Source organism: Streptomyces sp. NPDC031111, from assembly GCF_055570675.1.
Genome location: NZ_JBVIGS010000004.1, coordinates 117,248 through 143,743 on the forward strand (window position 1 = coordinate 117,248; position 26,496 = coordinate 143,743).

The following is a 26,496-nucleotide window of genomic DNA, read 5'->3' on the forward strand; positions in this document are numbered from 1 at the left end:
TACCGCAACGTGCACCGATGTGAAGCAGACGTGACGGGGGTCACTGCTTGCTCTTGATGACCGCCTCCATCACGTTCTTGGCGATCGGTGCCGCGAGGCCACCGCCGGAGATGTCGCCGCGCACGGCGTTCTCGTCCTCGATGACGACCGCGACGGCCACGGGCGAGCTTCCGTCGTCGCTCTTGGCGTAGGAGATGAACCACGCGTAGGGGTTCTTGCTGTTGTTCTCGCCGTGCTGGGCCGTGCCGGTCTTGCCGCCGACCGTGACGCCGGGGATCCGCGCGTTGGAGCCGGTGCCGTCGTTGACGACGGTCTCCATCATCGACTGGAGGATCTGCGCGTTCTTCGCCGACATCGGCTCGCTCAGCTCCTCCGGGTCCGTCTTCTCGATGGTGTCGAGGCCGGGGGACTGGAGCTCGTCGACCATGTACGGCTTCATCAGGGTGCCGTTGTTCGCGACGGCGGCGGAGACCATGGCCATCTGGAGCGGGGTGGCGGCGGTGTTGAACTGGCCGATGGAGGAGAGCGCGACCTGCGAGGGCTCCATGTTGTCGGAGAACACGGAGGCGCTGGAGCGGACCGGGGTGAACTGCTCCTCGGTGAAGCCGAACTTCTTGGCCGTCTCCAGCATCTTGTCGTTGCCGAGGTCGGAGCCGACCTTGCCGAAGACGGTGTTGCAGGACACCCGCAGCGCCTCGCGCAGGGTGGCGTCCTCGCAGGGCAGGTTGCCGTCGTTCTTCAGCTCGGTCGTGGTGCCCGGCATGGTCCACGGCAGCGGCGTCTCGGTCTTCTGTTCCGCGTCCTCGACCAGCCCGTGCTCCAGCGCGGCGGCCGCGGTGACGACCTTGAAGGTCGAGCCGGGCGGGTAGACCTCGCGCAGCGCCCGGTTGAGCATCGGGTCGTCCGGGTTGTTCTTCTTCTGGAGCTTCTGCCAGGCCTTGGTGTCCGTGTCGAGGCTGTTGCCGGCGATCGTGGACGGGTCGTACGACGGGAAGGAGGCCAGCGCGAGGATCTTGCCGGTGGACGGTTCCAGAGCGACGACGGAGCCCTTGCCGCCCTGCTTCTTCAAGCCCTCGTAGGCGGCCTTCTGGGCGGCGCCGTTGAGGGTGGTGACGACGTTGCCGCCCTCCTTGTTCTTGCCCGTCAGCATGTCGAGCGTGTTGCGGAAGAACAGGCGGTCGTCGTTGCCGGTGAGGATGCCGTCCTCGATCGACTCCAGCTGGTTGGCGCCGAAGGCCTGGGAGACGTAGCCGGTGACGGGCGCCCACATGGCGCCGTCCTTGTAGGTGCGCTTGTACGCGAAGTCGCCCTTGGTCGCCTTGTGCCCGGTGATGGGCTCGCCGTCGACGATGATGTCGCCGCGCGGTGAGGAGTACCGCTCGATGGCGACACGGCGGTTGTTCTCGTCGGTCCGCAGCTTGTCGGCCTGGGCGTACTGGATCCAGTTGTTGCGGACGAGCAGAGCGAGCATGAGCAGGCCGCAGAAGATCGCGACCCGGCGCAGGGGCTTGTTCACGGGCGGACCACCTGGGTCATCTCGGCGTCGGGGTTGGCGGCGGGGGCGGGCGCCGGGCGGCGTGCGGTGTCGCTGATCCTGAGCAGGATGCCGATCAGCGCCCAGTTGGCGATGACGGAGGAACCTCCGTACGCCAGGAAGGGCATCGTCATACCGGTCAGCGGGATGAGGCCCATGACGCCGCCGGCGACGACGAAGACCTGGAGCGCGAAGGCGCCGGACAGGCCGATGGCGAGCAGCTTGCCGAACGGGTCACGGGCGGCGAGCGCGGTACGCACACCCCGCTCCACGATCAGCGCGTAGAGCAGGATCAGCGCCATGACGCCGGCCAGGCCGATCTCCTCGCCGAAGGTGGCGAGGATGAAGTCGGAGTTGGAAGCGAAGCCGATGAGGTCGGAGTTGCCCTGGCCCCAGCCGGTGCCGAGGGTTCCGCCGGAGCCGAAGGCCCACAGGGCCTGCATGGCCTGCTCGGAGTGGACGATGCCGTCCTGGACCCCGGCGCGGCTGAGCTCGAACTCGCGCATCGGGTCGAGCCAGGCCTGCACACGCGTCTGGATGTGCGGCTCGAAGCTCGCCACGCCGACGGCGCCGGCCGCGGACATCAGCAGGCCGAACACGATCCAGCTGGTCCGCTCGGTGGCGACGTACAGCATGATCACGAACATGCCGAAGAACAGCAGCGAGGTGCCGAGGTCGGTCTCGAAGACCAGGATCAGGATGGAGATGATCCAGACGACGATGATCGGGCCGAGGTCACGGCCGCGGGGCAGGTAGAGCCCCATGAAGCGGCGGCTGGCGAGGGCCAGGGCGTCGCGTTTGACCATCAGGTAGCCCGCGAAGAAGACCGCGAGGACGATCTTGGCGAACTCGCCCGGCTGAAGGGTTCCGAGACCGGGGATCTTGATCCAGATCCTCGCGCCGAAGACGTTGTGGCCGAGGCCCGGGACCAGTGGCAGGAGCAGCAGCACCAGTGCGCCGGCCATGGAGATGTAGGTGTAGCGCTGGAGGACGCGGTGGTCCTTGAGGAAGAACAGCACGGCCACGAACAGGGCGACGCCGAGCGCCGAGTACATCAGCTGGCGTGGTGCCGCCTCGACGAACGTCCGGCTCGCCTGGAGGCGCTCCGACTGGTCCAGGCGCCAGATGGCGACCAGTCCGATGCCGTTCAGCAGCGTCGCGATGGGCAGCAGCAGGGGATCCGCGTACGGGGCGAACTTCCGTACGGCGAGATGGCCCACGCCCGCCATCAGGCCGAGACCGACGCCGTAGCTCAGCAGCCCGGCGGGCACCTGGTCGTCGAGGGCCAGGCCCACATTGGCGTAGGCGAAGACCGGGATGACGACGGCGAACACCAGGAGCGCCAGCTCGGTGTTGCGGCGGCTGGGCGCGCCGATCGCGCCGATCGTGGACGTGTGCTGCGTCGACGGGTTGGTAGTACTGCTCATCGTGTGACAGGGCCTCTCACGGCTTGCCTACTGCTTACCGCACAGCGAGACGACCTTCTGCTCCTCCTCCGAGAGGCTGGGGCCGGGGCTGGGAGTGGGTGCGGTCGTGGACGGGGGCGTGGACTGCTCCGGGGCCTTCGGCGAGCCCGAGGGGTTCGGCGAAGGCGAAGCCTTGGACGTGAAGGAGGCGGGCGTGGTTCCCGTGGTGCCTCCGGCCTCGCCCTCACCGGTCTTCGCGTTGTTCTCGCTCTCGGCGGCACGCCGCTCGGCCTGCTTCTTGCACGCCGAGGCCTGCACCGACAGTTCCTCGATCTTCGCCCGTGCGCCGTACAGGTCGCCTTCGACGATGGTCGCCTCGACCAGCTTCTGCTGGTAGGGAGGCAGGTACTTGAGTTCGATCTCGGGGTGGTCCTTCTCGACCTCCGAGAGGGAGACCCAGGCCAGGTCCTGGTTGATGCCCCGGTACAGGGCGACGTGCTCGCCGTTGGTGCCGACGTAGTACTGGGTCTGGGTCCAGCGCCAGCCGCCGTACAGGCCGCCGCCGAGGACGGCGAGCGCGAGCAGCCCGTACACGGACCTCTTGAGCCACCGGCGGTTCTTGGCGGGCTTGACGAAGTCGTCGTCGCCGTAGCCGAAGCCGTCGGTGGGGATGAAGCCGGTGACGTCGCCGCTGCCGGGCGGGCCGAACTCGCCGCCGCCCTCCTTGCGCCGGCGGCCGAGACCGGAGGCGCGGCCGGCCGGGGTCTGCATGATGCCGTTGTCGTGCAGCTGGTTCTGGTTCTCGGCGACGGCGCCGACCACGACGGGGGTGTCGGACAGCTGCCCGGCGAGGGTGTCACCGGTGTCGAGGTCCAGGACGTCGGCGACGATCACGGTGATGTTGTCGGGGCCGCCGCCGCGCAGTGCCAGCTCGATCAGGTTCTGGACGGTCTCCTCGGGGCCCTGGTAGCTGGCCAGGGCGTCCTCGAGGGTCTGGTGGGAGACCACGCCGGACAGGCCGTCGGAGCAGATCAGATAGCGGTCGCCGGCCCGGACCTCGCGGATCGACAGGTCGGGTTCGACGTGTTCGCCGCTGCCGAGGGCCCGCATCAGCAGGGACCGCTGCGGGTGGGTGGTGGCCTCCTCCTCGGTGATCCGGCCCTCGTCGACCAGCCGCTGCACCCAGGTGTGGTCCTGGGTGATCTGGGTGAGGACGCCGTCGCGCAGGAGGTAGGCGCGGGAGTCGCCGACGTGCACCATGCCGAGGCGCTGGCCGGTCCACAGGAGGGCGGTCAGGGTGGTGCCCATGCCCTCGAGCTGGGGGTCCTCCTCGACCATCATGCGCAGCTGGTCGTTGGCCCGCTGGACGGCCGCGCCGAGCGAGGTGAGCAGGTCGGACCCGGGGACGTCGTCGTCGAGGGCGACGATGGTGGAGATCGCCTCGGAGGAGGCGACCTCGCCGGCGGCGGCGCCGCCCATGCCGTCGGCGATGGCGAGCAGGCGCGGACCGGCGTAACCGGAGTCCTCGTTGCCCTCCCGGATCATCCCCTTGTGCGATCCGGCGGCGAAGCGCAGGGACAGACTCATGCGCACCTCGCCTGTCGGCTCCGGGTACAGCCGGTCGTGTCGAGCCACACTGCCCACCCTCCGGTCGGGAGCGCGCCGGGCCCCTGGGTGGGGACCCCCACTGCGTGCTCGCTCCGCTCGCACTCATTCATGACGTGGCACTACTTCCGCAGCTCGATGACGGTCTTGCCGATGCGGATCGGTGCGCCCAGCGAAATCGGTGTGGGGGTCGTCAGCCGGGTCCGGTCCAGGTAGGTGCCGTTGGTGGAGCCCAGGTCCTCGACGATCCACTGGCCGTCGCGGTCCGGGTAGATCCTGGCATGGCGGCTGGAGGCGTAGTCGTCGTCCAGCACGATCGTGCTGTCGTGCGCCCGGCCCAGGGTGATGGTCTGGCCCTGGAGGGCGACGGTGGTACCGGTGAGGGTGCCTTCGGTCACGACCAGCTTGGTGGGGGTGTTGCGGCCGCGGCGGCCGCCGGCGGGCTGCTGGCGCTGCTGCGGCGGTGCCTGGCGGGCGGCCTGCTGCGCCCGGCCGGAGTCCCGCCGGGATCCGCGCTGGGTGACGCGGGTTCCGAACAGGTCACTCCGGATGACCTGCACGGCCACGATCACGAACAGCCACAGTACGGCCAGGAACCCCAGCCGCATGACCGTGAGGGTCAGCTCTGACATTGCCCCCGCTTCACCCTTCGGCTTGCCTATAGATAACGGTGGTGCTGCCCACGACGATCCGCGAGCCGTCGCGGAGCGTAGCGCGGGTGGTGTGCTGTCCGTCCACCACGATGCCGTTGGTGGATCCGAGATCCTGGATCGTCGAGGGCGTTCCGGTCCGGATCTCGCAGTGCCGGCGGGAGACGCCGGGATCGTCGATCCGCACGTCGGCCTCGGTGCTGCGGCCCATCACGAGGGTGGCGCGGGAGATCTGGTGGCGGGTGCCGTTGATCTCGATCCAGTAGCGGGTGCGTCCGCCGGGCGCGGGGGTGGCGGGGGGCCGCTGGCCGCCGGCGGGCTGCGGGTAGCCGTAACCGCCGCCGGGCCTGCCGGGGGGCGGCGCGGACGGCATGGGCGGGGCGGCGACGGGACCGGCGGGCGGGTAGCCGTAGCCGCCGGGGCGGCCGGCCGGCGGGGCGCCGCCGGGGCCCGCGGCTCCGGGGGCCTGGCTGGCGGAGGAGGCGAGCGTGCGGCTGCGCACCCGGTACAGGCCGGTGTCGAGGTCGTCGGCCTTCTCCAGGTGCACCTTGATGGGGCCCATGAAGGTGTAGCGCTGCTGCTTGGCGTAGTCGCGCACCATGCCGGCGAGCTCGTCGCCGAGCTGCCCGGAGTAGGGGCTGAGCCGCTCGAAGTCCGGGGTGCTCAGTTCGACGATGAAGTCGTTGGGTACGACGGTGCGGTCGCGGTTCCAGATGGTGGCGTTGTTGTCGCACTCCCGCTGGAGCGCTCCCGCGATCTCCACGGGCTGCACCTCGGACTTGAACACTTTGGCGAAGGTGCCGTTGACCAAACCTTCGAGACGCTGCTCGAACTTCTTCAGGACTCCCATGGGGCACCTCCTCCGTCGCCGTTGTCCTGTGTACTGCCCGGTGCGCCGTTTCGTGCACCGCTTACCTGGTACTGCTTACTGATCGTATCCACGCGCCGGTCGATCGGCTGGTTCCCCCTGTCCGCCCGGTCGACGGGTGTCGACGCCTGACGAAGTTCCCTCCGGGGCTCCTCTTCGAACTCCTTCGGCGAACTCCTTCGGCCGTGCTCGTGCGCGTCGTTCCGCCATGGATCGTAGAGGGGGCCGCAGACCAGTGTCCCGCACCCGGCTGTGGACTCCGTCCGGCTCCTGGGGAGACGGGGACTACCGGTACGAGGTTGATACGTGAACCGGTCATGGCCGCGACACGATCGGCCGCGGCAGGCCGGCCGGGAGGTGTGCGGACGGGATCGGCGCCGGTCGGGGCGGTCGCGGGGAAAGGGATGTGAATCCACCCCGACCAGCGTGCTAATGTTCTGGATGTCGGAAGGCGCGGGGCCCCAAGGGGCCGGGGCCGGAAGACACACCCAATGCGCGGGTGGCGGAATAGGCAGACGCGCTGGATTCAGGTTCCAGTGCCCGCAAGGGCGTGGGGGTTCAACTCCCCCCTCGCGCACACCGTCGAACGGGCGGCATCCATCGGATGCCGCCCGTTTCGCATGTCTCAGGGCGGTGCGGGGGCGGGGTGGCGTGTGAGGAACATCTCATGATCCTTTTCGCTGTGAAGTGGCGTGATGTTCACCCGTGGCGGCCCCGGGCGGCCGGTCCCGAGCCGGTCCCGAAGGGCGTCACTCGCGGGTGCCCGCCGGTTCCAGTGCGGGCCGGCGCAGGGCGAGCGCGGCGGACACGACGGCGGGGGCCGTGGCGAGCAGGGCGCAGGCGGCCGTGACCGCGGCGAGGGCCGTCCAGGGAAGGACGAGCGGGGCGGGGGCCGACTGGAGGCGCAGGGCGGCCCACATCCCGCCCAGGTTGAGCGCGGCCACGGTCAGGCCCAGTACGGCGCCGGCCACGACCACCGTCAGCGACTCCGCGCCCACCAGCCGCAGCACCTGCCACCGCGTGGCCCCGGCCAGCCGCAGCACCGCCAGATCGCGCACCCGCTCCGAGGTCGCCATGACCGTGGTGTTGGCCAGGGAGATGCCCGTGTAGAGCAGGGCGATGCCGAGGACCAGCAGGAGGCCGTAACGGGTGGTGCGTTCCGTCCCCGGAGCCGTGGCCGCCGGCCACTCGTCCCCGGTGAGGACCCGACCGCCGGCGGGCCGCGCCGCCCGCTCCAGGGCGGCGGCCACCACGCGCGCGTCGGCGCCGTCCGCGAGGGCGACGTCCACCCGGTCGACGCGGGCGCCCGGCGCGTTGGCCGGGGTCACGAGGACGCCGTTGTCCCCGGTGCCGGTGGTCATCACCGCGGCGATCCGCAGCGTCCGCTCCGTGCCGTCCCCGAGCCACACCCGCACGCGCTCCCCGACCGTGTGCCGCTCCCACTCCTCGTTGACGACGATCGAGTCGTCGTCCAGGTCCGTGACCTTCCCCGCGGCGAGCGGCAGCCGCGCGGTGGCCGCCAGCGCCCCGGGGTCGGCGGCACGGGCGTCGGACCTGATCAGGGCCACGCCCTCCTCCAGGACGTACACCGCGCTCGGCGCGCTCGCCGACACCCGGGCGCCGGGAACCGCGCGCAGCCGCTCCAGCGTCCGCGCGTCGAAGGCGCCGTCGCCCGCGGCCGTGACGACGAACGCGGCGGTGGTCCGCTCCCGCGCCTCGGCGGCCCTGGCCCGGTCCAGGGTGGCGGTGGCGCCGAGCAACGAGCCCGCGAGGGCGACCGTGACCAGCACGGGCGCGGCGACGGCGGCCGTACGGCGCACCCCGGCGGCCGCGTTCTCCCGCACCAGCATGCCGACCGCCCCCGGGAGCCGGTGCGGCAGCCGGACGAGCGGCCGCACGGCGAGCGGGGCGAGCACCGCGGCCGCGGTGATCAGCAGCATGGGCCGGCTGACGTAGGTCTTGCGGTGCAGCAGGTCGCCGGGATCGCCGAGCAGGGAGACGACGAGCATCACCACGGCGGTGAGCAGCAGACCCGCGCCGCACAGCCACCGCCCCGGGGTCATCGCCCGGGTGTCGGCGGACGCCTCGCGCAGCGCCTCGACGGGCCCCGTCCGCCCCGCCCGCCAGGAGGCCGCGACGACACCGCACAGGGCCACGAGGAGCCCCGTCCAGAACGCCACGTGGTACGGCCAGCCCGCGTCGCCGACGGTGAACCAGGGCGGCGCCAGCTCCACGTCCACCATCCACGCGACGAGCCGCGGCGCCGCCCATCCGCCGAGCGCGCAGCCGGTGGCCGAGGCGAGCACCCCGACCAGCAGGGCCTCCAGGACCACCATGCGCCGTATCCGTCCCGGGGTGGCCCCCGCGGTGCGCAGCAGCCCGAACTCCCGGCGCCGCTGGGCGACCGCGAAGGCGAAGGTGGAGGCCACCACGAACACCGAGACGAAGGCGGAGACGCCGCCCGCCGTGCCGAACAGGGCGTTCAGCGCGGTCAGTGCCTCGCGGTCGCGCTCGGGCCCGGTGTCGGCGTACCGGCGGTCGTCGCCGGTGAGGACCCGGACGCCCGCGGCGCCGCGCACCGCCTCCCGTACGGCCTCCGGGTCGGCGTCGACGGCCAGCTGATGGACGGCCGGGGACAGGGCGGCGGCGCGGGCGTCGGTGTGGAAGACGGCGTGCTCGAAGCCGCGGTCGGCCACGGTGCCCACGACCCGCACCATGCCGTGGTCCGTGCGCACCCGCTCGCCGGGCCGTGCCCAGTCGCCGCCGACGACGACCTCGTCGTCCGCGCGGGGCGCGCGGCCCGCCGTCAGCTCGTACGGGGCGAGCGCGGCGGTGGACCACGGGTGGCCGGTCAGCCCGGCGGGCCCGCCCTCCGCGCGGACGGGGTAGGAGCGGTCCGCGACGACGGCGCCGAGCCGGCGCAGCTTCGCCACGGTCGCGTCCGGCACCGCGCGCGGGTGCGCCAGCCGCTCGGTCCGGTCGCCGTTCGGCGTCGGTACGCGCAGCGTGTCCGCGCCCTGGACCACGACGGGGGCGGCGGCGAACCGCTCCGGTCCCCGCGCGGGGGCGTCCAGGGAGGAGGCGAGGCCGAGTCCCATGACGGTGAGCAGGGCCACGCCCAGGGCGAGGGCGGTGAAACTCCCGGCGAAGGTGTACCACCGGGCGCGCAGGGTGCGCAGGGCGAGGCTCAGCACGGCACGGCCTCCAGACCGGTCATCCGCGCGGCGACGGCCTCGGCGTCCGCCCCGGCCAGCTCGCCGTGGACGCGGCCGTCGACCAGGAACACCACGCGGTCCGCGCGGGCGGCGGCCACCGGGTCGTGGGTCACCATGACGACCGTCTGGCCCTCCCGGTCGGCCATCCCGCGCAGCAGTGCGAGGACCTCGCGTCCGGTGCGGGAGTCCAGCGCCCCGGTCGGCTCGTCGGCGAACAGCACATCGGGACGGGTGATCAGGGCACGGGCCAGCGCGACCCGTTGCTGCTGGCCGCCGGAGAGCTCGGCGGGCCGGTGCCGGGCGCGGTCACCGAGTCCGACCTGGCGCAGCGCCTCACGGATCCGGGCCCGCGGCACGCGCCGTCCGGCCAGCCGCAGCGGGAGGGCGACGTTCTGCTCGGCGGTCAGGGCCGGCAGCAGGTTGAACGCCTGGAACACGAACCCGATGCGCTCGCGGCGCAGTAGGGTCAGCCGTCGCTCACCGAGCCCGGTCAGCTCGGTGCCGCCGACGGTGACCGAGCCCGAGGTGGGCCGGTCCAGGCCGGCGGCGCACTGGAGCAGCGTCGACTTGCCGGAGCCGGAGGGCCCCATCACGGCGGTGAAGCTCCCGCGCGGGAAGGTGAGGGAGACGTCGTCCAGCGCGCTCACCGCGCTGTCGCCCGCCCCGTACCGGCGGCTCACCCGCCGCAAGGTGACGGCGTCCGTGTGCAACTGGCTCATGTGTCCCCCGTTTCCTGTGGGGCCCGGCTGTTCCGGGCCGGCCGAACAGGGGGAACGAAACCGTCCGGGGGCGGGTCGGCGCAGTGCGGCAGGGGCGAGAAACGGGGTAGGGCCAGGCATACCCCTAGGGCTCCGCCCAGGCCGATGGCTCCGCGCGGTGGCGGCTTCTACGGTGATCCCCATGCAGCCTCGAAACCTCTGGCGGGCCATGTCCCGTCCCGGCTACGCGCTGTCGCCGTGGCCGTGGCGCTCGGCCGGGTACCTGCTCACCGGCGCGGTGAGCGGTGCGGCCCTCCTCGTGGGCCTCGTGGTGTCGGTGGTGGCCGGAGGGGTCCTCGCGCTCGTCCTGGTGGGCCTGCCGCTGCTCCTCGGCACCGCCCTCGCGGGCATACCGGTGGCCCGGCTGGAGCGCCGGCGGCTGCGGCTGGTCGACCGGGACCCGGCGCCCGACCCGCATCTGCCGCCCCCGGCTCCCGGCCTGCGCCCCTGGCTGGCCCGGCGGCTGCGGGAGCGGGCCACCTGGCGGGAGCTCGGGCACGCCCTGCTGTTCGCGGGCCTGCTGTGGCCGGTCGACGCCCTCGCGCTCACGGCCGGCCTGCTCGCCCCGGCCGCCGTGACCGCGACCCCGCTGCTGATGGCCACGGTGGGGGACGGCCGGGAGGCCAAGGTGCTCAAGCTGTGGACGGTCACCAGTTGGCCGGCGGCGGCCGCAGTCGCCGTGCTCGGCGTCGTCCTGCTCGTCGTGGGCGCCTATCTGCTGGGCGTCGCGGCCGGCGCCCGCGCGGGGCTGACCCGGCTGCTGATCGCGACGCGCGAGGCGGGCCTGGACGCCCGCGTGGCCGAACTGACCCGGTCCCGGGCGCGGTTGGTGGACGCCTTCGAGGCGGAACGACGGCGCATCGAACGCGACCTGCACGACGGGGCGCAGCAGCGCCTGGTCGCCCTGTCGATGACGCTCGGCCTGGCCCGCCTGGACGCGCCGCCCGGACCGCTCGCCGACCAGCTCGCCAAGGCCCACGACGAGGCGGGCCGGGCGCTGCGGGAACTGCGGGAGCTCATCCACGGCATCCACCCCCAGGTCCTCGCCGACTACGGACTCGCGGCCGCGGTCGCCGACGCCGCCGACCGGTCCGCCGTCCCCGTCGACGTGGACCTGGAGCTGACCGGCCGGCTGCCCACGTCGGTGGAGGCCGCCGCGTACTTCGTGGTGTGCGAGGCCCTCGCCAACGTCGCCCGGCACAGCGGGGCGAGCCGCGCGCGGGTGGGCGGCGGACACCGCGACGGACGGCTGCTGCTGGAGGTGCGCGACGACGGCCGGGGCGGCGCGCGGGCCGGGGCGGGCAGCGGGCTGACCGGACTCGCCGACCGGGTGTCGGTGCTGGATGGCAGACTCACCCTGTCCAGCCCGGAAGGCGGACCGACCCTGCTGCGTGTGGAGATTCCTTGCGCCCCCTGCTCCCCCTGAGACAAGGCCGAGCGCTCCGCGTGGTGCTCGCCGAGGACAGCGTGCTGCTGCGCGAGGGCCTGATCGGCCTGCTCCAGCGGTGCGGGCACGAGGTCGTCGCGGCGGTCGGTGACGCCGAGGCGCTGGTCGCCGCCGTCGGGGAGCACAAGCCCGACATCGTGGTGACGGACGTGCGGATGCCTCCCGGGTTCCAGGACGAGGGCCTGCACGCCGCCGTGCGCCTGCGCACCGAACTGCCCACGCTGCCCGTCCTCGTGCTCAGCCAGTACGTGCAGCGCCGGTACGCCTCCGACCTGCTCGACTCGGGCGACGGCACGGGCATCGGCTATCTGCTGAAGGACCGGGTCGGCCGGATCGAGGAGTTCGTGACCGCGCTGGGCGAGGTCGCGGACGGCGGCACGGTGGTCGACCCCGAGGTGGTACGGCAGTTGCTGCGCCGCCGCCGGGATCCGCTGGAGCGGCTGTCACCGCGGGAGCGGGAGGTGCTGGCGCTGGTCGCGGAGGGCAGGTCCAACGGCGCGATCGCCCGTGAACTGGTGGTGTCCGAGGCCGCCGTCGGCAAGCACATCGGCAGCATCTTCACCAAGCTGGACCTGCCGCTCACGGACGAGACGCATCGGCGGGTGCTGGCGGTGCTGGCGTTCTTGCGCGACTGACCAAAAGACCGACCGGGCGGTTTTTTAATCCTCTTAGCGTGCCGTCGTGATGTACGACCGGTACCAGGGCGCCGAGCGGGTGAACGTACGGGCGAAGCCCTCGCCCGGTGAGCAGTCCAGGTCCTTCCAGAAGCCGTCGTCCGCGAACCAGTGGTCGACGGTGAGCATGTCGAGGTGATGCAGCGCGCGCGGGGAGCCGGCGGCCCGCGCGCGGGCGGTGGCGACGTCCACCGCCGCGCCTCCGCCGGGCCGCTCCACTCCTTCGCACACGGCCGCGAGCAGCTCCGAGGCGGGGACGGGGTCCGGGTGGCCGACGTAGTGGGTGCCGGGGCCGTGGTGCGGGGAGAGCGCCGCGGCGACGACCGCCCGGCCCAGGGTGTCGACGTCGATCATCGACTGGAGGGCCTCGCAGCCCGACACCGTCGCGGACAACTCCCGCAGCAGGCCCACCAGTCCGGGGATCATCCAGCGGTCGCCCGCGCCGTGCACCAGGTGCGGTCGCAGCACCAGGCCGCCCGCGTCGAGGACATGCCGTTCGGCCGCCGCTCGGGTGCGGCTGGTGGCGGAGACGGGGGCGATCGGTGCCTCGCCGGGCCGTACGCCGCGGAAGGGGCCCCGGCCGTGGACGGCGGCGGTGCTCACGTACACGATCCGGCGCACCCCGCTCCGTACGGCCTCCTCCACCAGGGCCTTCGTGCCGTGGTCGTTGACCGCGGCGACGGACTCCGGGTCGCCGGTCACGCGGGAGGCGCAGTGGACGAGGACGTCGACGCCGGTGCAACTGCCGTGCAGGGTGCGGGGGACCGCGAGGTCGCCGGGCACCGTCCCGCCGGTCGGCGGTCCGGACGGCGTACGGCGGGACAGGGAGCGGACGCGGACCCCGGGGCGCGCGTGGGCCGCTGCCGCGACCCGGCCGCCGATGAAGCCCGTCGCGCCGGTGATCAGGAGGTCGACGGTCATGCCGGCGACCGTACCGGGGCCGTGGGCGCGCAGGAGAGGGTGGCGGCGAAGACGGGATCGTCCTCCTGCCGGCCCGACACCCGTACCGTCACCTCGTCCTCGCCCTTGACGAGCACTTCGGTGTCGATCAGGCAGGGGCTGTCCAGTTCGGCGTAGCGGCTGAAGGAGACGGCGAGTTCGGACGGCAGGAAGGGCCGTCGGCCCGAAGCCGCGGTCGCGGCCTGGCGGGCCGCCTCGAACAGGACCATGCCGGGGACGTGGTCGTTGGGGCGCGGGAAGAGGACCGGGTGCCCGGTGTGCACCCGCAGCAGCCAGCTGCCGGGCCGGTCGGCGGGCGCGAGGACGACGTCCTCCGCGCGGTGACGGCCCACCAGTTCGGGTGACACCGGTTCCGGCAGCGGTATTCGGGCGTCCCAGGCGGCCAGTCGCCCCTCGCGCAGACGGCGGTAGGCGGCCGGTGAGGTGCAGCCGGTGCTGCCGGTGCCCCGCGCGACGAGGTGTCCCGCGCGGTGGAACTCCATCGTGGTGCGCATGCCGTTCAGGCCGCGGCCCCGGCGGCGGACCTCGGAGCAGACGACGTCGACGGTGACCGGCTCGTCCGCGTCCGCGAGCAGCAGCCGCTCCGGGTCGGTGCAGATCTCCAGGTCACGCATGACGAAATGGGTGTCGGCGGGGGCGCCGAACTCCGCGTGGGCGAGGGCCATCGAGGTCTGACGCAACGTTTCGCCGACGATCATCGGATCCTGGTGGCGGTCGTCGGCGGGGGCGAAGAAGGCGTGGTCGGCGGGCCAGTGGGCGGTGACCCGGAAGCGGACGTCCGACTGCCGGACCCATGCGACCGGGAAGACGTCCGCGGCGCGGGGGCGGTGGGCGAGTTCGGCCGTGACGGTGCGGGCGCCGGGCCCCCCGGCCGTGTTTGCGGGCGAGCCCCGCTGTCCGGTCTGATCCTCCATGGGTGCGCTCGCGGTCTCCGGCTGCGGCATGGGAACCCCCGGGATCGACAATCAGGCTCCGGTCGGTTCGCACTAAGATACGGACGAGTTGGTTTTTTTCCAAGGGTGATCCACATCGCCGGACCGGCCCACGCGCCCCGCACAACACGGCAGTCCGCACGGCGGCCTCACGGCGGCTGCACGGCAGCCTGACGGTGACCGCACGGTGCGACCCACGAGATCCATGAGATCCACGCAGATCAGGAGGCACCCGATGGCGCGACAGGAGCGCGCGATCCGTACCCGGAGGACCATTCTGGAGGCGGCCGCGGCCGTCTTCGACGAACGCGGCTACACCTCGGCGACCATCGGGGAGATCCTGGAGCGGGCCGGGGTCACCAAGGGCGCGCTGTACTTCCACTTCGGTTCCAAGGAGGAACTGGCGCTCGGCGTGTTCGAGGAGCAGCTGGCGATCTCCCTGCCGCCGCAGTCCAGCAAGCTCCAGGAACTCGTCGACTCCGGTCTGGTGCTGGCGCTGCGGCTGCGGACCGAGCCGCTGGTGCGGGCCAGCGTCGGACTGGCCCTGGACCAGGGGGCGCTGGGCCTGGACCGCACTCCGGCGTTCGGCATGTGGATCGACCAGACCACCAGGACGCTGACCGAGGCGAAGGCGGGAGGCGAGCTGCTGCCGCACGTCGACCCCACGGAGACGGCGGAACTGCTGGTCGCGGGCTTCTCGGGGGTGCAGCTCCTGTCGCAGTTGCGCTGCCAGCGGCAGGACCTGGAGCACCGGGTCGTGGTGCTGTTCCACCACATGCTGCCGGGCGTGGCCGTGCCGGCGGTGCTGGCCCGGCTGGACATCTCGCAGGACCGTGCGGGGCGGCTGCTCGCCGAGGGGAGCCTGCTGCCGATGGCGGGCGAGGTGGCCGAGGCGGGGTAGGCGCGGGCACGGACTTGTCCACACCGCGGGAGTTGTCCACAGGGGTCTGACGCGTTTCGGCCGCCGCCTGTACGGTCGGCACGATCGATGTCAGCACGTGTGTACGGCACGTAGGGGTACGGGGGGAGGCGGTTTCCGTGGCGGAGGTCGTTGCGGGGGGTCCGGGGGTTTCGGGGGTTTCCGGGGCTCATGGCTTCGCGGAGATGACTGCCGGGGCCGGCGGTGAGGGCCGGGCGCGCCGGCTGCCGAGGGTGCCGGGATTCGCCCAGTGGCCGGCCGGGGACAGCCCCAAGGACGAGGGCAAGGCCCTGCGCGAGCGGGTCCCGCGCTCCGCGCACGCCACCCTCGACCTGGACGCCTCCCGCCCCGACGCCGTGAGCGCCGTCGAGGAGTCCAGCCGCGGCCGGCTGCCCGAGCTCGCCCCGATCCGGGTGGGCAGGATGGCGGCGACACCGTTCGCCTTCCTGCGCGGTGCGGCGGGCCTCATGGCCTACGACCTGGCCCGCACGCCCATGACCCGGATCGGTGCCCAGATCTGCGGCGACGCCCACGCGGCGAACTTCGGCCTCTACGGCGACGCGCGCGGCGGACTGGTCATCGACCTGAACGACTTCGACGAGACCGTGCACGGCCCCTGGGAGTGGGACCTCAAGCGGCTCGCCGCCTCCCTCGTGCTCGCCGGGCGCGAGGCCGGAGCGGACGAGGACACCTGTCGGGCGGCGGCCCACGACACCGTGGGTGCCTACCGCCGCACGATGCGGCTGCTGGCCAAGCTGCCGGCGCTGGACGCCTGGAACGCCATCGCGGACGAGGAACTGGTCTCCCACACCGACGCCCACGACCTGCTGGGCACGCTGGAGCGGGTCTCCGAGAAGGCCCGCGCCAACACCAGCGGGCGGTTCGCGGCCAAGTCGACCGAGGCGACCGAGGACGGCGGACGCCGCTTCGTCGACGCGCCGCCGGTCCTGCGCCGGATACCGGACGGCGAGGCCGCCGCGGTGGCCGCCGCGCTGGAGGAGTACCTCGGCACGCTCCCGCCCGACCGCCATCCGCTGCTGGCCCGGCACGCCGTGCACGACGTGGCGTTCCGCGTGGTCGGCACGGGCAGCGTGGGCACCCGCTCCTACGTCGTGCTGCTCCTCGACCACCGGGGCGAGCCCCTGGTCCTCCAGGTCAAGGAGGCCCGGCCCTCGGCCCTGGTGCCGCATCTGTCGACGGCCGGCTTCGACGCCCCCGAGGCCGGTCACGAGGGCCGGCGGGTGGTCCACGGCCAGAAGCGGATGCAGGTGATATCGGACAATCTGCTGGGCTGGACGACGGTCGACGGCCGGCCGTTCCAGGTGCGCCAGTTCCGCAACCGCAAGGGCAGCGTCGACCCGGCCGCGCTGGCCGCCGACCAGATCGACGACTACGGCCGGATGACCGGCGCCCTGCTGGCCCGCGCCCACTCCCACAGCGCCGACCCCCGCAGGATCGCCGGCTACTGCGGCAAGAACGACGAACTGGACGAGGCGGTGGCGGCCTTCGCCGTCGCCTACGCCGACCGCACCGAGGCGGACCACACGGACCTGGTGACCGCGATCCGGTCGGGACGAATAGCCGCGGAGACGGGGGTCTGAGCGGCCCGCCGGGCCAGGTCGGAGGGTGTGCCGCCGCGGCGGGCGGTGGCGCCCGTGCGGGTGGCCTACGCTGTCCGGGTGACGACCTCGGAAGGTGAGCAGGGTGGCGGCGGCGCCGGTGCGGAGCGGACGCCCGGCGGTGGTGGTGCGACGCGGCCCGAGGAGCGGCTGGAGCAGGCCGTACGCGCGGCCGAGCAGGCGCTGATCGAGTTCGAGATCGCCGTGGAGACCTTCCGCGTCGAGGTCGAGAACTTCTCCCGGCTGCACGAACAGAAGCTCGGCCCGATGTACGCCCGCCTGGAGGAGCTGGACGCCCGGATCCTGGAGGCCAGGGCCGCCCGCAGCGACGACCCCGAGGACCGGCGCCGGGCCGACGAGGCGCGTGCCCGGCTGCTGCCGATCCCCGGTGTCGAGGAGCTGCTGGGTGGCTGGATGGACGGCGAGGGCCTGTTCCCCGAGGCCACCGCCATGCTCACGGACCAGCCGGTCCGGCCCCCGCAGCGGGTGCGGCCCAGCGAGGAGGCCCGCAAGCTCTACCGCGACCTCGCCCGCAGGGCCCACCCGGACCTGGCGCAGGAGGACAAGGAACGCGAGCGCCGCGAGGAGTTCATCACCCGCGTCAACGCCGCCTACGCCCGCGGCAGTGAGGACGAGCTGCGCGAACTAGCCGAGGAGTGGGCCGCCGGCCCGGAGCCGAAGCGGGCCCCGAGCGCGAGCGAGGAGCTCTACGCCCGTCTCGAATGGCTCGCCCGCCGCAAGGAACTGCTCACGCTGGTCGCCCGGGAACTGGAGGAGGGAGCCATCGGCTCGATGCTCCGGCTCGCCCCGGACGATCCCGACAAGCTCCTGGAGGAGATCGCCGAGCAGCTGCGGGCCCAGGTCGCCGAGCGCGAGGCGGAGCTGGCGTCGCTGCTGGCCTGAGGCGGGGGTCCGCCCGCCCGGTCGGGTAGCGTCGGAGGCATGAGTTTTGGAGCTGGGGTGCCCACGGTCCGGGTCGCGGACCTCGAGGACGGCGACTTCCTGCTGGACGTCCGCGAGGACGACGAGTGGAAGGCCGGTCATGCCGAGGGGGCGCTGCACATCCCCATCAGTGAGTTCGTGGCCCGCTACGGCGAGCTGACCGAGGCCGCCCCGCAGGACGGCCGGATCCATGTGATCTGCCGTTCCGGCGGACGGTCGGCCCAGGTGACCATGTATCTGGCCCAGCAGGGCATCGACGCGGTGAACGTCGACGGCGGCATGCAGGTGTGGGAGGCCGCCGGACGTCCCGTCGTCACGGACGACGGGACGCCGGGGCACGTGCTGTAGCGCCGTACCCGCGGACGCCCGCGGAAGCCCGCAGCCACCCGCGTCCGGGCTACCGGTCGAAGTCCAGCTCCACCTTCTCCGTCGCCGGATGGGACTGGCAGGCCAGGACATAGCCCGCCTCGGTCTCCTCCGACTCCAGGGCGAAGTTGCGGTCCATCCGCACCTCGCCCGAGACGAGGAACGCCCTGCACGTCCCGCACACCCCGCCCTTGCAGGCGTAGGGCGCGTCGGGCCGGTTGCGCAGCACCGTGTCCAGCAGGGACTCGCCGTCCTGGACGGGCCAGGTCCCGCCGCGTCCGTCGAGCCGGGCGGTGACCGTGCTGTGCGCGGGGGCCGGCGCCGCGGTGACGGGCGCCGTACCGGCGTCGACGTGGAAGATCTCCTGGTGGATGCGGGAGCGGGCGACACCCAGCCCGCGCAGTGCCCGCTCGGCCCCCTCGACCAGGCCGTAGGGCCCGCAGAGGAACCAGCCGTCCACCTGGTCCACGGGCAGCAGGGCCGGCAGCAGCCCGGTCAGCCGCTCCCGGTCGAGCCGCCCGGAGGGCAGCCCCGCCTGCTGTTCCTCCCGGGAGAGCACCGTGACCAGCTGGAACCGCTCGGGGTAGCGGTCCTTCAGGTCGGCGACCTCCTCCAGGAACATCGTCGAGGCGGCCGTCCGGTCGCTGCGGATCAGGCAGAACCGGGCCTGGGGCTCGCGGGCGAGGAGGGTCGAGACGATCGACAGCACCGGCGTGATGCCGCTGCCGCCGACGATCGCCGCGTACCGGCCGGGTGCCGGGGGGAGCGTGAAGCGGCCGGCCGGGGTCATGACCTCCAGCTCGTCGCCGAGGTCGATCTCCTTGAGCGCGTAGGTGGAGAAGGCGCCGCCGTCGACCAGCCGCACGCCCACCCGCAGCGAGGTCGGGGCCTCGCCGTCGGGGGCGGGGGAGCAGATGGAGTAGGTGCGGCGTATCTCCTCGCCGTCCGCGACGCGCCGCAGGGCCAGATGCTGGCCGGGGGCGTAGCGGTACTCCTCGGCGAGGTGCGGGGGGACGGTGAGGGTGAGGGCGACGGAGTCGTCGGTGAGCCGGTCGACCGCGGCCACCCGGAGCCGGTGGAAGCGGGCCATCACAACTCCTTGAAGTGGTCGAACGGTTCACGGCAGGCCAGGCAGCGGCGCAGGGCCTTGCACGCGGTGGACGAGAAGCGGCTGAGCAGTTCGGTCTCGGTGGACCCGCAGTGCGGGCAGGGCACGGGGTCGGGGTTCGTCTCCCCCGCGGCGTCCCGGGCGCGGGTCGGTCCCAGCTCCACCGCGACCGGCCCGGAGGCCGACCGCACGCGGGGCGGGGCGATGCCGAACTCGCGCAGCTTGCGCCGCCCCTCGTCGGTGATGTCGTCGGTCGACCAGGCGGGCGCGAGCACCTTGCGCACGGTGACCTCGCGCACCCCGTGCTCGCGCAGGACGCGCTCTATGTCCAGGCTCATCGCCTCGACGGCCGGGCAGCCGGTGTATGTCGGGGTCAGCTCGACCTCGACGGTGTCCGTCCCGTGTGCGTGCACCGCGCGCACGACACCGAGCTCGCGCAGGGTCAGCACGGGCAGCTCGGGGTCGGGCACCGAACCGGCGAGCTCCAGGAGTTCCGCCTCCAGCGGGGTGGTGGTCACCATGCCGCCCCCGGGTGGCTGCGATGCAGGTGCTGCATCTCGGCGAGCATGCGGCCGAACGGCTCGGTGTGCAGGCCCTGACGGCCCGCGCCGGCCGCCCAGGCGCCCGTGCGCGGCCCCTCGGGCACCGTGAGCGTGGCCCGGCGGAGCGTCTCCGACACCCGCTCCAGCCAGGCGGTCTCCAGGCCGGTCCAGTCGACGTCCAGGCCCTCGACCGGCTGGAACATCTCGCCGGTGTAGCGCCACAGGGCGTCCACGGCCCGCTGCGTCCGCGCGTGGCTCTCGTCCGTGCCGTCGCCGAGCCGGAGCGTCCACTGCTCGGCGTGGTCGCGGTGGTAGTCGGTCTCCTTGACGGCCTTGGCGGCCAGCGGCGCGAACGGGCCGTTGCCGGTGGCCAGTTCGCCGTAGAGGAGGTACTGGTGGGTGGAGAAGTACAGCTGGCGGGCGATGGTGTGGGCGAAGTCGCCGTTCGGCTGCTCCACCAGCTGAAGGTTGCGGAAGGCGCGCTCCTCGCGGAGATACGCCAGTTCGTCCTCGTCGCCCACCATCGACAGCAGCACCCGTGCCTGGCCCAGCAGGTCCAGCGCGATGTTGGCGAGGGCGACCTCCTCCTCCAGCACGGGGGCGTGTCCGGCCCACTCGCCGAGACGGTGGGAGAGCACGAGGGCGTCGTCACCGAGGGCGAGCGCGGCCGCCGTGGGGGCGGTGTCCTTGGCGGGGGTGGTCGTCACAGGTGCCGCACCCCCTCGGGGATCTCGTAGAACGTCGGGTGCCGGTAGGGCTTGTCGGCGGACGGTTCGAAGAACGGGTCCTTCTCGTCGGGCGAGGAGGCGGTGATCGCGGAGGACGGGACGACCCAGATCGAGACGCCCTCGCCGCGCCGGGTGTACAGGTCGCGGGCGTTGCGCAGGGCGAGCTCCGCGTCCGGCGCGTGCAGGCTGCCGGCGTGGGTGTGGGACAGGCCCCGGCGCGAGCGCACGAAGACCTCCCACAGGGGCCAGTCGGTGTGGGTCATGCTCGCGTCGCTCCTGTCTCGCCGGTCCTGCCGGTCTCGCAGTTCCTGTGCTTGGCCGCGTGGGCCGCCGCGGCCTCCCTGACCCAGGCGCCCTCCTCGTGGGCCTGCCTGCGCCGGGTCAGCCGCTGTTCGTTGCAGGGGCCGTTGCCCTTGAGGACGTCCCAGAACTCGGTCCAGTCGATCGCCCCGAAGTCGTGGTGACCGCGCTCCTCGTTCCACTTCAGGTCCGGGTCGGGCAGGGTGAGGCCGAGCGATTCGGCCTGGGGGACGCAGATGTCGACGAAGCGCTGGCGCAGTTCGTCGTTGGAGTGCCGCTTGATCTTCCAGGCCATCGACTGCGCGGAGTGCTGGGACTCGTCGTCGGGCGGGCCGAACATCATCAGCGAGGGCCACCACCAGCGGTCCACGGCGTCCTGCGCCATCGCGTGCTGCTCCGGGGTGCCCCGGCTGAGGGCGAGCAGCAGCTCGTACCCCTGGCGCTGGTGGAAGGACTCCTCCTTGCAGATGCGGACCATCGCGCGTGCGTACGGGCCGTAGGAGCAGCGGCACAGGGGCACCTGGTTGGTGATCGCGGCGCCGTCCACGAGCCAGCCGATGGCGCCGACGTCCGCCCAGGTCAGGGTGGGGTAGTTGAAGATCGAGGAGTACTTCTGGCGGCCGGAGTGCAGCTTGTCGAGCAGCTCGTCGCGGCTGGTGCCGAGGGTCTCGGCGGCGCTGTAGAGGTACAGGCCGTGCCCGGCCTCGTCCTGCACCTTGGCCATGAGGATCGCCTTGCGGCGCAGTGAGGGCGCGCGGGTGATCCAGTTGGCCTCCGGCTGCATGCCGATGATCTCGGAGTGCGCGTGCTGGGCGATCTGCCGGACGAGCGTGGCCCGGTAGGCGTCCGGCATCCAGTCGCGCGGCTCGATCCGCTCGTCGGCGGCGACGGCCGCGTCGAAGGCGCGCTCGTGACCGGCGGTGTCGTCCGCGTCGGGCGGTGCGTCGTACGCCCGGCCGGCGGCCGTATCGCGGGCGGCTGCTGTCGCCATGAGGTCCCCCTCGACCTGGATGCTTTCCGGAGCACGCTCCCGACCGATCGTTCGGTTCGTGCGATTCCATGGTGAGACGGGTGCCGCCGGGTGTCAACCGCTGTGGATAACCTGCGGGTGCCGCCTGGCGAAGAGGCTCGGGGCGCGGTGTGGTGACGGCCACGGAGCGGGTTCCCGACCGGACTGGGCCCGGAGGGCCGGTGCTGAGTACCGTTCCGTGCGACACGGCGGAGCGGTCGTGCGGGGCGTGACGAGGTCTCGTGGCCGGGCGGGCGCGGCGACGGACCGGGATCGGGGAGCGGGGCGGAATGGACGCGTACGACAAGGGCTCGAACGCCCGGCACGGCCCTGTGGGGCCGTCCGCCGGGCCGGGCGGGCCGGACCCGCGCCCTCCCCTGCCCGATCAGGTCCCCGTGACCGGCCCACCGCCGCCCCCGACCTTCCCGCCCGACCCCGCCGCCCCGGCCGGCCCTTCCGTCCCCGGCCCGCCCGCCGAGCCCCGTACCGGAGTGGCCGCCCTCTCCCTGCGCTATCAGATCGGCGCCGCGCTGGCGCTCGCTGTCGTCGCGGTCGGGGTCTGCGTGCATCTCGGCATGACGTTCCTGCATGTCGCGCCCGCGAACACGGTCAGCAAGAAGCACAGCGAGACGATCGGGAACTGGATCTATCCGGAGTTCGAGCAGAACTGGAAGCTGTTCGCGCCGAACCCCTTGCAGCAGAACGTCGCCGTCCAGGTGCGCGCGGAGATCACCACGGCGGACGGGGACACCCGGACCACCGGCTGGTACGACCTGTCCGCGCAGGACGGCCGCGCCATCGACGGCAACCTGCTGCCCAGCCACACCCAGCAGAACGAACTGCGCCGGGCCTGGGACTTCTTCGTCGCCACGCACGACAACGACAACCGCCCGGTGGGCCTGCGCGGGGCCCTGTCCGAGACATATCTGCGGCGGATCACGGTGCTGCGCCTCGACCGGGCGGACGCGGCCGGTCCCGGCGGTACCGTGGCGCGCGTCCAGGTCCGCTCGCGGACCGCCAATGTGCCGCCGCCCGAGTGGAGCTCGGAGGAGGTCTCCACCACGCCCGTGTACCGCACGCTGCCCTGGTGGTCCCTGCCCGAGGACGAGGCCCGGGGAGGCGTCGGGTGAACCGCTGCTCGCTGGCGCTGTCCCGGGTGATCGCCCGCGTCACCGACTCCGCTCTGGGCCCCCACCAGACCGCCGTGATCCGCATCGGCTTCAGCCTGACCTGGCTGCTGTTCCTGCTGCGCGAGTTCCCCCACCGCCAGGAGCTCTACGGCCCCGACGGCCCCTGGAGCTGGGACCTCGCCGACCAGCTGGTCGCGACCAACGGCGCCTTCACCCCGCTGCTGTGGTGGGACAGCGCGGGATGGTTCGAGGCCGTCTACGCGCTCGCCGTGCTGTGCAGCCTCCTGCTGCTGCTGGGCTGGCGCACTCGCACCATGTCGGTGCTGTTCATGGTGGGCGTGCTGGCGCTGCAGAACCGCAGCGTCTTCATGGGGGACGGCGGCGACAACGTCCTGCACCTGATGTCGATCTACCTGGTCTTCACGCGCTGCGGCCAGGTCTGGTCCCTGGACGCGCGGCGCGCACGGCGTACGGCCGAGGCGCGCGCGCGTGGGGAGCGGCCCCACGACCGGGTCGGGCCGGCGCTGTGGTGCGTGCTCGGGTTCCTGCTGCTCCTGGCGACGCTGGCGGGCCGGATGGACGGCGGTCACCTGTTCATACCGGTGCTGCTGTGGACCGTATGGGTCGCTCAGGCGCTGTGGTGGCTGGTCGGACGCCGGGCGAGGACCGGACAGCCGCGGATCCTGCTGGACGTCGTCGGCAACATCGTGCACAACGGCGCGCTCCTCGTGATCATGGCCGAGGCGTGTCTGATCTACGCCACGGCGGGCTGGTACAAGGTGCAGGGCTCCCGCTGGCAGGACGGCACCGCCGTCTACTACCCGCTGCACCTGGAGTACTTCTCCCCCTGGCCGGCCCTCGCGGACCTGCTGTCGGCCAGCGGCACGATGGTGATGCTGGTGACCTACGCGACGGTCGCCGTGCAGGTCGCCTTCCCGTTCACGCTGTTCAACCGGCGGGTCAAGAACGTCCTGCTGACCTTCATGATCATCGAGCACGCGGTGATCGCCGTGGTGCTCGGGCTGCCCTTCTTCTCGCTGGCGATGATCGCGGCTGACGCGGTCTTCCTGCCGACGTCCTTCCTGCGCCGGCTGGGCGACCTGGCGGCACGCGTGCGCGGTCGGCCGCGCCCGCGCGGCGGGCCGTCCGTCCCGGAGCAGCGGACCCCGGGCGACCGCCCGGCCGGAGAGGATCCGGCGGAGGCGGCTCCGGCGCCGCGCGGAGTGCCGGGCCCGCGCACGTAGGCTGCACGGCATGACCGACCCCGCCCGCGGCACCGCGCCGGAGACCCCGGCCGATCCCGTGTCCGCCTGGCGCCGTCTGGCCGACGGCGCCGTCCTCCTCGACGGCTTCCACGCCCTCAAGCACGCCGTGCGCTTCGGGGCCGAGGTGCGGCTCGCGCTGACCGCAGACCGGTCCGGCGCGCTCGCCCTCGCCGACGAGCTGGCCGAGGACGTACGGGAGGCGCTGGCGGCGCTGCTGACCGAGGTGCCCCACGAGACGTACGCCGCGCTGGTGCCGCGCCCGCACCCCACCGCCGTGGCCGCCCTGGCCGTGCGCCCCTCCCGCGCGGGCAACGTCGAGAGGCTGGCGCACCTCCCGCGCACCGCTCCCGTGGTGGTCCTCGACAACCCGCGCAACCTCGGCAACGCAGGGGCGGTGATCCGGCTGGCCGCCGGATTCGGGGCCACCGGCGTCGTCACCACCGGCACGCTCGACCCCTGGCACCCCACCGTCGTGCGCGGCGGGGCGGGGTTGCACTTCGCCACCGCCGTGGAGCGGCTGCCCGTGGCGGAGCTGCCGCCCGGACCGGTCTTCGCGCTCGACCCGGAGGGCGAGGACATCCGCGGACTGAAGCTGCCGGACGACGCGCTGCTGGCCTTCGGCTCCGAGCGCAGCGGACTGTCGCCCGAGCTGCGCGCGCGGGCCGACCATCTGGTGGCGCTGCCGATGCGCCCCCAGGTGTCCAGCTACAACCTCGCGACCAGTGTGGCCATGACGCTGTACCACTGGAGCGCCACCGGGGACGCACCTCACGCCTCCTAGGCCTCCCGGCGCACCTCGACCACCCGGAACCGGTTGGCCACGAACGCGCCGTCGGTGAGGGCCGCGTTGGCGGCCGGGTTGCCGCCGGAGCCGTGGAAGTCGGAGAAAGCGGCCGTCTGGTTGACGTACACCCCGCCGGTGAGGTTCAGGGAGAGCTGGGCGGCCTCCTCCAGGCAGACCTCCTGCACCGTCTCCTCGACCTCGGGGGAGGTCGTGTAGGCGCCGACCGTCATGGCGCCCTTCTCGCGGATGGTGCGCCGCAGCAGCTCCGCCGCGTCGTCGGCCGAGTCGACCGCGACGGCGAAGGAGACCGGGCCGAAGCACTCGCTCATGTAGGCGGCCTCGGCGTCCGGCTTGGCGCCGTCCAGCTTCACGATCACCGGCGTGCGCACCACCGCGCCCGGGAACTCCGGGTTGGTGATCTCACGGGAGGCGAGGGCGACCTCGCCGAGGCCGGCGGCCGCCTCCAGGCGGGCCTTCACGTCCGGGTTGACGATCGCGCCCAGCAGCGCGTTGGCGCGCGCGTCGTCGCCGAGCAGGCCGTCGACCGCCTTCGCCAGGTCGGCAGTGACCTCGTCGAAGGACTTGGGGCCCTGGTCGGTGGTGATGCCCTCGCGCGGGATGAGCAGGTTCTGCGGGGTGGTGCACATCTGGCCGCTGTACAGCGACAGGGAGAACGCCAGGTTGGCCAGCATCCCCTTGTAGTCGCCGGTCGACTCCACGAGCACCGTGTTGACGCCGGCCTTCTCGGTGTACACCTGCGCCTGGCGGGCGTTGTTCTCCAGCCATTCGCCGAACTCCGTGGAGCCGGTGTAGTCGATGATCCGGATCTCCGGGCGCGTCGCGAGGGTCTTGGCGATGCCCTCGCCGGGCCGCTCGGCGGCCAGGGCGACCAGGTTCGGGTCGAAGCCGGCCTCGGTGAGCACCTGGCGGGCCACCTGGACGGTGAGCGCGAGGGGCAGCACCGCGCGGGGGTGCGGCTTGACCAGCACCGCGTTGCCGGTGGCCAGGGAGGCGAACAGGCCCGGGTAGCCGTTCCACGTCGGGAAGGTGTTGCAGCCGATGACCAGGCCGATGCCGCGCGGGACCGGGGTGAACCGCTTGGTGAGCGCGAGCGGGTCGCGCTTGCCCTGCGGCTTGGTCCACTCCGCGGTGTCCGGCGTGCGGATCTGCTCCACGTACGCGTAGGCCACCGCCTCCATGCCGCGGTCCTGCGCGTGCGGGCCGCCCGCCTGGAACGCCATCATGAACGCCTGGCCGGAGGTGTGCATGACCGCCTGGGCGAACTCCGTCGTCCGGTCGCTGATCCGCTTGAGGATCTCCAGACAGACCACCGCGCGGGCCTCGGCGCCCGCGTCCCGCCAGGCCCGCATTCCCGCCTTCATGGCGGGCAGCAGTTCGTCGAGGTCCGCGTGCGGATAGCCGACGCCCAGCTCGATGCCGTACGGCGAGGTCTCGCCCTCCACCCAGCCGTCCGTGCCGGGCTGGCCGAGGTCGAGGCGGGTGCCGAGCAGGGCGTCGAAGGCGGCCTTGCCCGCCGCCATGTCCAGGCTGCCGTCCTCCCCGTAGGCCTTGGGGTGCTCGGGGTGGGGCGACCAGTACGCGCGCGTGCGGATCGCTTCCAGCGCCTGGTCCAGGGTGGGACGGTGCCGGGCGATCAGCTCGTGCGCGGTGAGTTCGGCGGCCATGCGGGACCAACTCCTCGTCTCAGGAACTCTTCGTCGAGCTCATGGACCTG

24 protein-coding genes and 1 tRNA gene are annotated in these 26,496 nt (G+C 72.9%); 10 read left to right on the forward strand and 15 right to left on the reverse strand.

Features of this window, described 5'->3' with window-relative positions; genetic code table 11:
* Window positions 1-40: 40 nt before the first annotated feature.
* From ACZ470_RS10850 to ACZ470_RS10870, 5 genes are all read right to left on the reverse strand, one after another.
* Window positions 41-1,516 (reverse strand): peptidoglycan D,D-transpeptidase FtsI family protein, encoded by a 1,476-nt coding sequence (locus ACZ470_RS10850; protein WP_468426489.1) that lies wholly within the window; start codon window positions 1,514-1,516, stop codon window positions 41-43.
* Window positions 1,513-2,961, reverse strand: a complete 1,449-nt coding sequence (locus ACZ470_RS10855) for an FtsW/RodA/SpoVE family cell cycle protein (RefSeq protein ID WP_468426491.1) — start codon at window positions 2,959-2,961, stop codon at window positions 1,513-1,515. The genes ACZ470_RS10850 and ACZ470_RS10855 overlap by 4 nt, the downstream gene beginning before the upstream one ends.
* A gap of 27 nt (window positions 2,962-2,988) precedes the next feature.
* Window positions 2,989-4,527 carry a Stp1/IreP family PP2C-type Ser/Thr phosphatase gene (locus tag ACZ470_RS10860; RefSeq protein ID WP_468426892.1) on the reverse strand — a complete coding sequence of 513 codons (1,539 nt, stop codon included), beginning with the start codon at window positions 4,525-4,527 and terminating at the stop codon, window positions 2,989-2,991.
* Window positions 4,528-4,667: 140 nt separating this feature from the next.
* The gene (locus ACZ470_RS10865) at window positions 4,668-5,177 is read right to left on the reverse strand and encodes an FHA domain-containing protein FhaB/FipA (protein WP_468426493.1); all 510 of its coding nucleotides are present in this window, start codon (window positions 5,175-5,177) and stop codon (window positions 4,668-4,670) included.
* A 10-nt stretch (window positions 5,178-5,187) separates the two neighbouring features.
* Window positions 5,188-6,045: an FhaA domain-containing protein gene (locus ACZ470_RS10870; protein WP_468426495.1), complete on the reverse strand. Its 858-nt coding sequence runs from the start codon at window positions 6,043-6,045 to the stop codon at window positions 5,188-5,190.
* 511 nt (window positions 6,046-6,556) lie between these two features.
* Here ACZ470_RS10870 and ACZ470_RS10875 point away from each other — a divergent pair.
* Window positions 6,557-6,640: transfer RNA gene (locus tag ACZ470_RS10875), tRNA-Leu, on the forward strand.
* A 172-nt stretch (window positions 6,641-6,812) separates the two neighbouring features.
* On the opposite strand, the gene ACZ470_RS10880 is transcribed toward ACZ470_RS10875, so the two are convergent.
* Both ACZ470_RS10880 and ACZ470_RS10885 read right to left on the reverse strand, forming a co-directional pair.
* Window positions 6,813-9,257, reverse strand: coding sequence for an ABC transporter permease (locus tag ACZ470_RS10880; protein WP_468426497.1), 2,445 nt, complete (start codon window positions 9,255-9,257; stop codon window positions 6,813-6,815).
* Window positions 9,251-9,997, reverse strand: a complete 747-nt coding sequence (locus ACZ470_RS10885) for an ABC transporter ATP-binding protein (RefSeq protein ID WP_468426499.1) — start codon at window positions 9,995-9,997, stop codon at window positions 9,251-9,253. Before ACZ470_RS10885 ends, ACZ470_RS10880 begins: the two co-directional genes overlap by 7 nt.
* Before the next feature lie 181 nt (window positions 9,998-10,178).
* Between ACZ470_RS10885 and ACZ470_RS10890 the strand changes: the two genes are divergently transcribed.
* Together ACZ470_RS10890 and ACZ470_RS10895 are read left to right on the forward strand one after the other, a co-directional pair.
* Window positions 10,179-11,462 (forward strand): sensor histidine kinase, encoded by a 1,284-nt coding sequence (locus ACZ470_RS10890; protein ID WP_468426501.1) that lies wholly within the window; start codon window positions 10,179-10,181, stop codon window positions 11,460-11,462.
* 23 nt (window positions 11,463-11,485) lie between these two features.
* Window positions 11,486-12,118 carry a response regulator transcription factor gene (locus tag ACZ470_RS10895; RefSeq protein WP_468426893.1) on the forward strand — a complete coding sequence of 211 codons (633 nt, stop codon included), beginning with the start codon at window positions 11,486-11,488 and terminating at the stop codon, window positions 12,116-12,118.
* Window positions 12,119-12,151: 33 nt separating this feature from the next.
* Here ACZ470_RS10895 and ACZ470_RS10900 read toward each other — a convergent pair whose 3' ends face one another.
* Window positions 12,152-13,078 (reverse strand): NAD-dependent epimerase/dehydratase family protein, encoded by a 927-nt coding sequence (locus ACZ470_RS10900; protein WP_468426503.1) that lies wholly within the window; start codon window positions 13,076-13,078, stop codon window positions 12,152-12,154.
* Window positions 13,075-14,061 (reverse strand): ScbA/BarX family gamma-butyrolactone biosynthesis protein, encoded by a 987-nt coding sequence (locus tag ACZ470_RS10905; RefSeq protein WP_468426504.1) that lies wholly within the window; start codon window positions 14,059-14,061, stop codon window positions 13,075-13,077. Before ACZ470_RS10905 ends, ACZ470_RS10900 begins: the two co-directional genes overlap by 4 nt.
* Before the next feature lie 223 nt (window positions 14,062-14,284).
* Here ACZ470_RS10905 and ACZ470_RS10910 point away from each other — a divergent pair, with 223 nt between their 5' ends.
* The 4 genes from ACZ470_RS10910 (at window position 14,285) to ACZ470_RS10925 (ending at window position 17,877) form a co-directional block, all read left to right on the forward strand.
* The gene (locus tag ACZ470_RS10910; RefSeq protein ID WP_468426506.1) at window positions 14,285-14,950 is read left to right on the forward strand and encodes a ScbR family autoregulator-binding transcription factor; all 666 of its coding nucleotides are present in this window, start codon (window positions 14,285-14,287) and stop codon (window positions 14,948-14,950) included.
* Between the two features lie 203 nt (window positions 14,951-15,153).
* On the forward strand, window positions 15,154-16,569 hold the full coding sequence (locus tag ACZ470_RS10915) for a DUF2252 domain-containing protein (protein ID WP_468426508.1): 1,416 nt from the start codon (window positions 15,154-15,156) through the stop codon (window positions 16,567-16,569).
* A 78-nt stretch (window positions 16,570-16,647) separates the two neighbouring features.
* Window positions 16,648-17,490: a hypothetical protein gene (locus ACZ470_RS10920; RefSeq protein WP_468426510.1), complete on the forward strand. Its 843-nt coding sequence runs from the start codon at window positions 16,648-16,650 to the stop codon at window positions 17,488-17,490.
* A gap of 57 nt (window positions 17,491-17,547) precedes the next feature.
* Window positions 17,548-17,877: a rhodanese-like domain-containing protein gene (locus tag ACZ470_RS10925; protein WP_468426894.1), complete on the forward strand. Its 330-nt coding sequence runs from the start codon at window positions 17,548-17,550 to the stop codon at window positions 17,875-17,877.
* Between the two features lie 49 nt (window positions 17,878-17,926).
* On the opposite strand, the gene paaE is transcribed toward ACZ470_RS10925, so the two are convergent.
* The 5 genes from paaE to paaA are packed head-to-tail and all read right to left on the reverse strand — an operon-like array spanning window position 17,927 to window position 21,564.
* Window positions 17,927-18,985: a 1,2-phenylacetyl-CoA epoxidase subunit PaaE gene (gene paaE, locus ACZ470_RS10930; RefSeq protein WP_468426512.1), complete on the reverse strand. Its 1,059-nt coding sequence runs from the start codon at window positions 18,983-18,985 to the stop codon at window positions 17,927-17,929.
* Window positions 18,985-19,524, reverse strand: a complete 540-nt coding sequence (gene paaD, locus ACZ470_RS10935; RefSeq protein ID WP_468426514.1) for a 1,2-phenylacetyl-CoA epoxidase subunit PaaD — start codon at window positions 19,522-19,524, stop codon at window positions 18,985-18,987. Before paaD ends, paaE begins: the two co-directional genes overlap by 1 nt.
* On the reverse strand, window positions 19,518-20,252 hold the full coding sequence (gene paaC / locus ACZ470_RS10940; protein ID WP_468426516.1) for a 1,2-phenylacetyl-CoA epoxidase subunit PaaC: 735 nt from the start codon (window positions 20,250-20,252) through the stop codon (window positions 19,518-19,520). Before paaC ends, paaD begins: the two co-directional genes overlap by 7 nt.
* Entirely contained in the window at window positions 20,249-20,536 is a 288-nt protein-coding gene (gene paaB, locus ACZ470_RS10945) for a 1,2-phenylacetyl-CoA epoxidase subunit PaaB (RefSeq protein ID WP_385051144.1), read from the reverse strand. The genes paaC and paaB overlap by 4 nt, the downstream gene beginning before the upstream one ends.
* A complete protein-coding gene (gene paaA, locus ACZ470_RS10950; protein ID WP_468426518.1) occupies window positions 20,533-21,564 on the reverse strand; it encodes a 1,2-phenylacetyl-CoA epoxidase subunit PaaA in 1,032 nt (343 codons plus the stop codon). Before paaA ends, paaB begins: the two co-directional genes overlap by 4 nt.
* Window positions 21,565-21,872: 308 nt before the next feature.
* Here paaA and ACZ470_RS10955 point away from each other — a divergent pair, with 308 nt between their 5' ends.
* From ACZ470_RS10955 to ACZ470_RS10965, 3 genes are read left to right on the forward strand one after another with little or no spacing between them, the layout of a single operon-like run.
* Window positions 21,873-22,712, forward strand: coding sequence for a DUF5819 family protein (locus ACZ470_RS10955; RefSeq protein WP_468426520.1), 840 nt, complete (start codon window positions 21,873-21,875; stop codon window positions 22,710-22,712).
* The gene (locus ACZ470_RS10960; RefSeq protein WP_468426522.1) at window positions 22,709-23,956 is read left to right on the forward strand and encodes an HTTM domain-containing protein; all 1,248 of its coding nucleotides are present in this window, start codon (window positions 22,709-22,711) and stop codon (window positions 23,954-23,956) included. Before ACZ470_RS10955 ends, ACZ470_RS10960 begins: the two co-directional genes overlap by 4 nt.
* Window positions 23,957-23,966: 10 nt before the next feature.
* Window positions 23,967-24,758, forward strand: coding sequence for a TrmH family RNA methyltransferase (locus ACZ470_RS10965; protein ID WP_468426523.1), 792 nt, complete (start codon window positions 23,967-23,969; stop codon window positions 24,756-24,758).
* Here the strand turns inward: ACZ470_RS10965 and paaN are convergent.
* A complete protein-coding gene (paaN, locus tag ACZ470_RS10970) occupies window positions 24,755-26,446 on the reverse strand; it encodes a phenylacetic acid degradation protein PaaN (RefSeq protein WP_468426525.1) in 1,692 nt (563 codons plus the stop codon). The genes ACZ470_RS10965 and paaN overlap by 4 nt on opposite strands.
* Window positions 26,447-26,496: the final 50 nt, after the last annotated feature.

What these genes read in the sequence shown, in the direction of transcription:
- paaN (WP_468426525.1), bottom strand. Translation starts at nt 26,446, where the DNA reads ATGGCCGCCGAACTCACCGCGCACGAGCTGATCGCCCGGCACCGTCCC.
- ACZ470_RS10870 (WP_468426495.1), bottom strand. Translation starts at nt 6,045, where the DNA reads ATGGGAGTCCTGAAGAAGTTCGAGCAGCGTCTCGAAGGTTTGGTCAAC.
- ACZ470_RS10910 (WP_468426506.1), top strand. Translation starts at nt 14,285, where the DNA reads ATGGCGCGACAGGAGCGCGCGATCCGTACCCGGAGGACCATTCTGGAG.
- ACZ470_RS10955 (WP_468426520.1), top strand. Translation starts at nt 21,873, where the DNA reads ATGGACGCGTACGACAAGGGCTCGAACGCCCGGCACGGCCCTGTGGGG.
- ACZ470_RS10885 (WP_468426499.1), bottom strand. Translation starts at nt 9,997, where the DNA reads ATGAGCCAGTTGCACACGGACGCCGTCACCTTGCGGCGGGTGAGCCGC.
- paaE (WP_468426512.1), bottom strand. Translation starts at nt 18,985, where the DNA reads ATGGCCCGCTTCCACCGGCTCCGGGTGGCCGCGGTCGACCGGCTCACC.
- paaD (WP_468426514.1), bottom strand. Translation starts at nt 19,524, where the DNA reads ATGGTGACCACCACCCCGCTGGAGGCGGAACTCCTGGAGCTCGCCGGT.
- ACZ470_RS10890 (WP_468426501.1), top strand. Translation starts at nt 10,179, where the DNA reads ATGCAGCCTCGAAACCTCTGGCGGGCCATGTCCCGTCCCGGCTACGCG.
- ACZ470_RS10905 (WP_468426504.1), bottom strand. Translation starts at nt 14,061, where the DNA reads ATGCCGCAGCCGGAGACCGCGAGCGCACCCATGGAGGATCAGACCGGA.
- ACZ470_RS10915 (WP_468426508.1), top strand. Translation starts at nt 15,154, where the DNA reads ATGACTGCCGGGGCCGGCGGTGAGGGCCGGGCGCGCCGGCTGCCGAGG.
- paaA (WP_468426518.1), bottom strand. Translation starts at nt 21,564, where the DNA reads ATGGCGACAGCAGCCGCCCGCGATACGGCCGCCGGCCGGGCGTACGAC.
- ACZ470_RS10900 (WP_468426503.1), bottom strand. Translation starts at nt 13,078, where the DNA reads ATGACCGTCGACCTCCTGATCACCGGCGCGACGGGCTTCATCGGCGGC.
- ACZ470_RS10860 (WP_468426892.1), bottom strand. Translation starts at nt 4,527, where the DNA reads ATGAGTCTGTCCCTGCGCTTCGCCGCCGGATCGCACAAGGGGATGATC.
- paaB (WP_385051144.1), bottom strand. Translation starts at nt 20,536, where the DNA reads ATGACCCACACCGACTGGCCCCTGTGGGAGGTCTTCGTGCGCTCGCGC.
- ACZ470_RS10865 (WP_468426493.1), bottom strand. Translation starts at nt 5,177, where the DNA reads ATGTCAGAGCTGACCCTCACGGTCATGCGGCTGGGGTTCCTGGCCGTA.
- ACZ470_RS10855 (WP_468426491.1), bottom strand. Translation starts at nt 2,961, where the DNA reads ATGAGCAGTACTACCAACCCGTCGACGCAGCACACGTCCACGATCGGC.
- ACZ470_RS10965 (WP_468426523.1), top strand. Translation starts at nt 23,967, where the DNA reads ATGACCGACCCCGCCCGCGGCACCGCGCCGGAGACCCCGGCCGATCCC.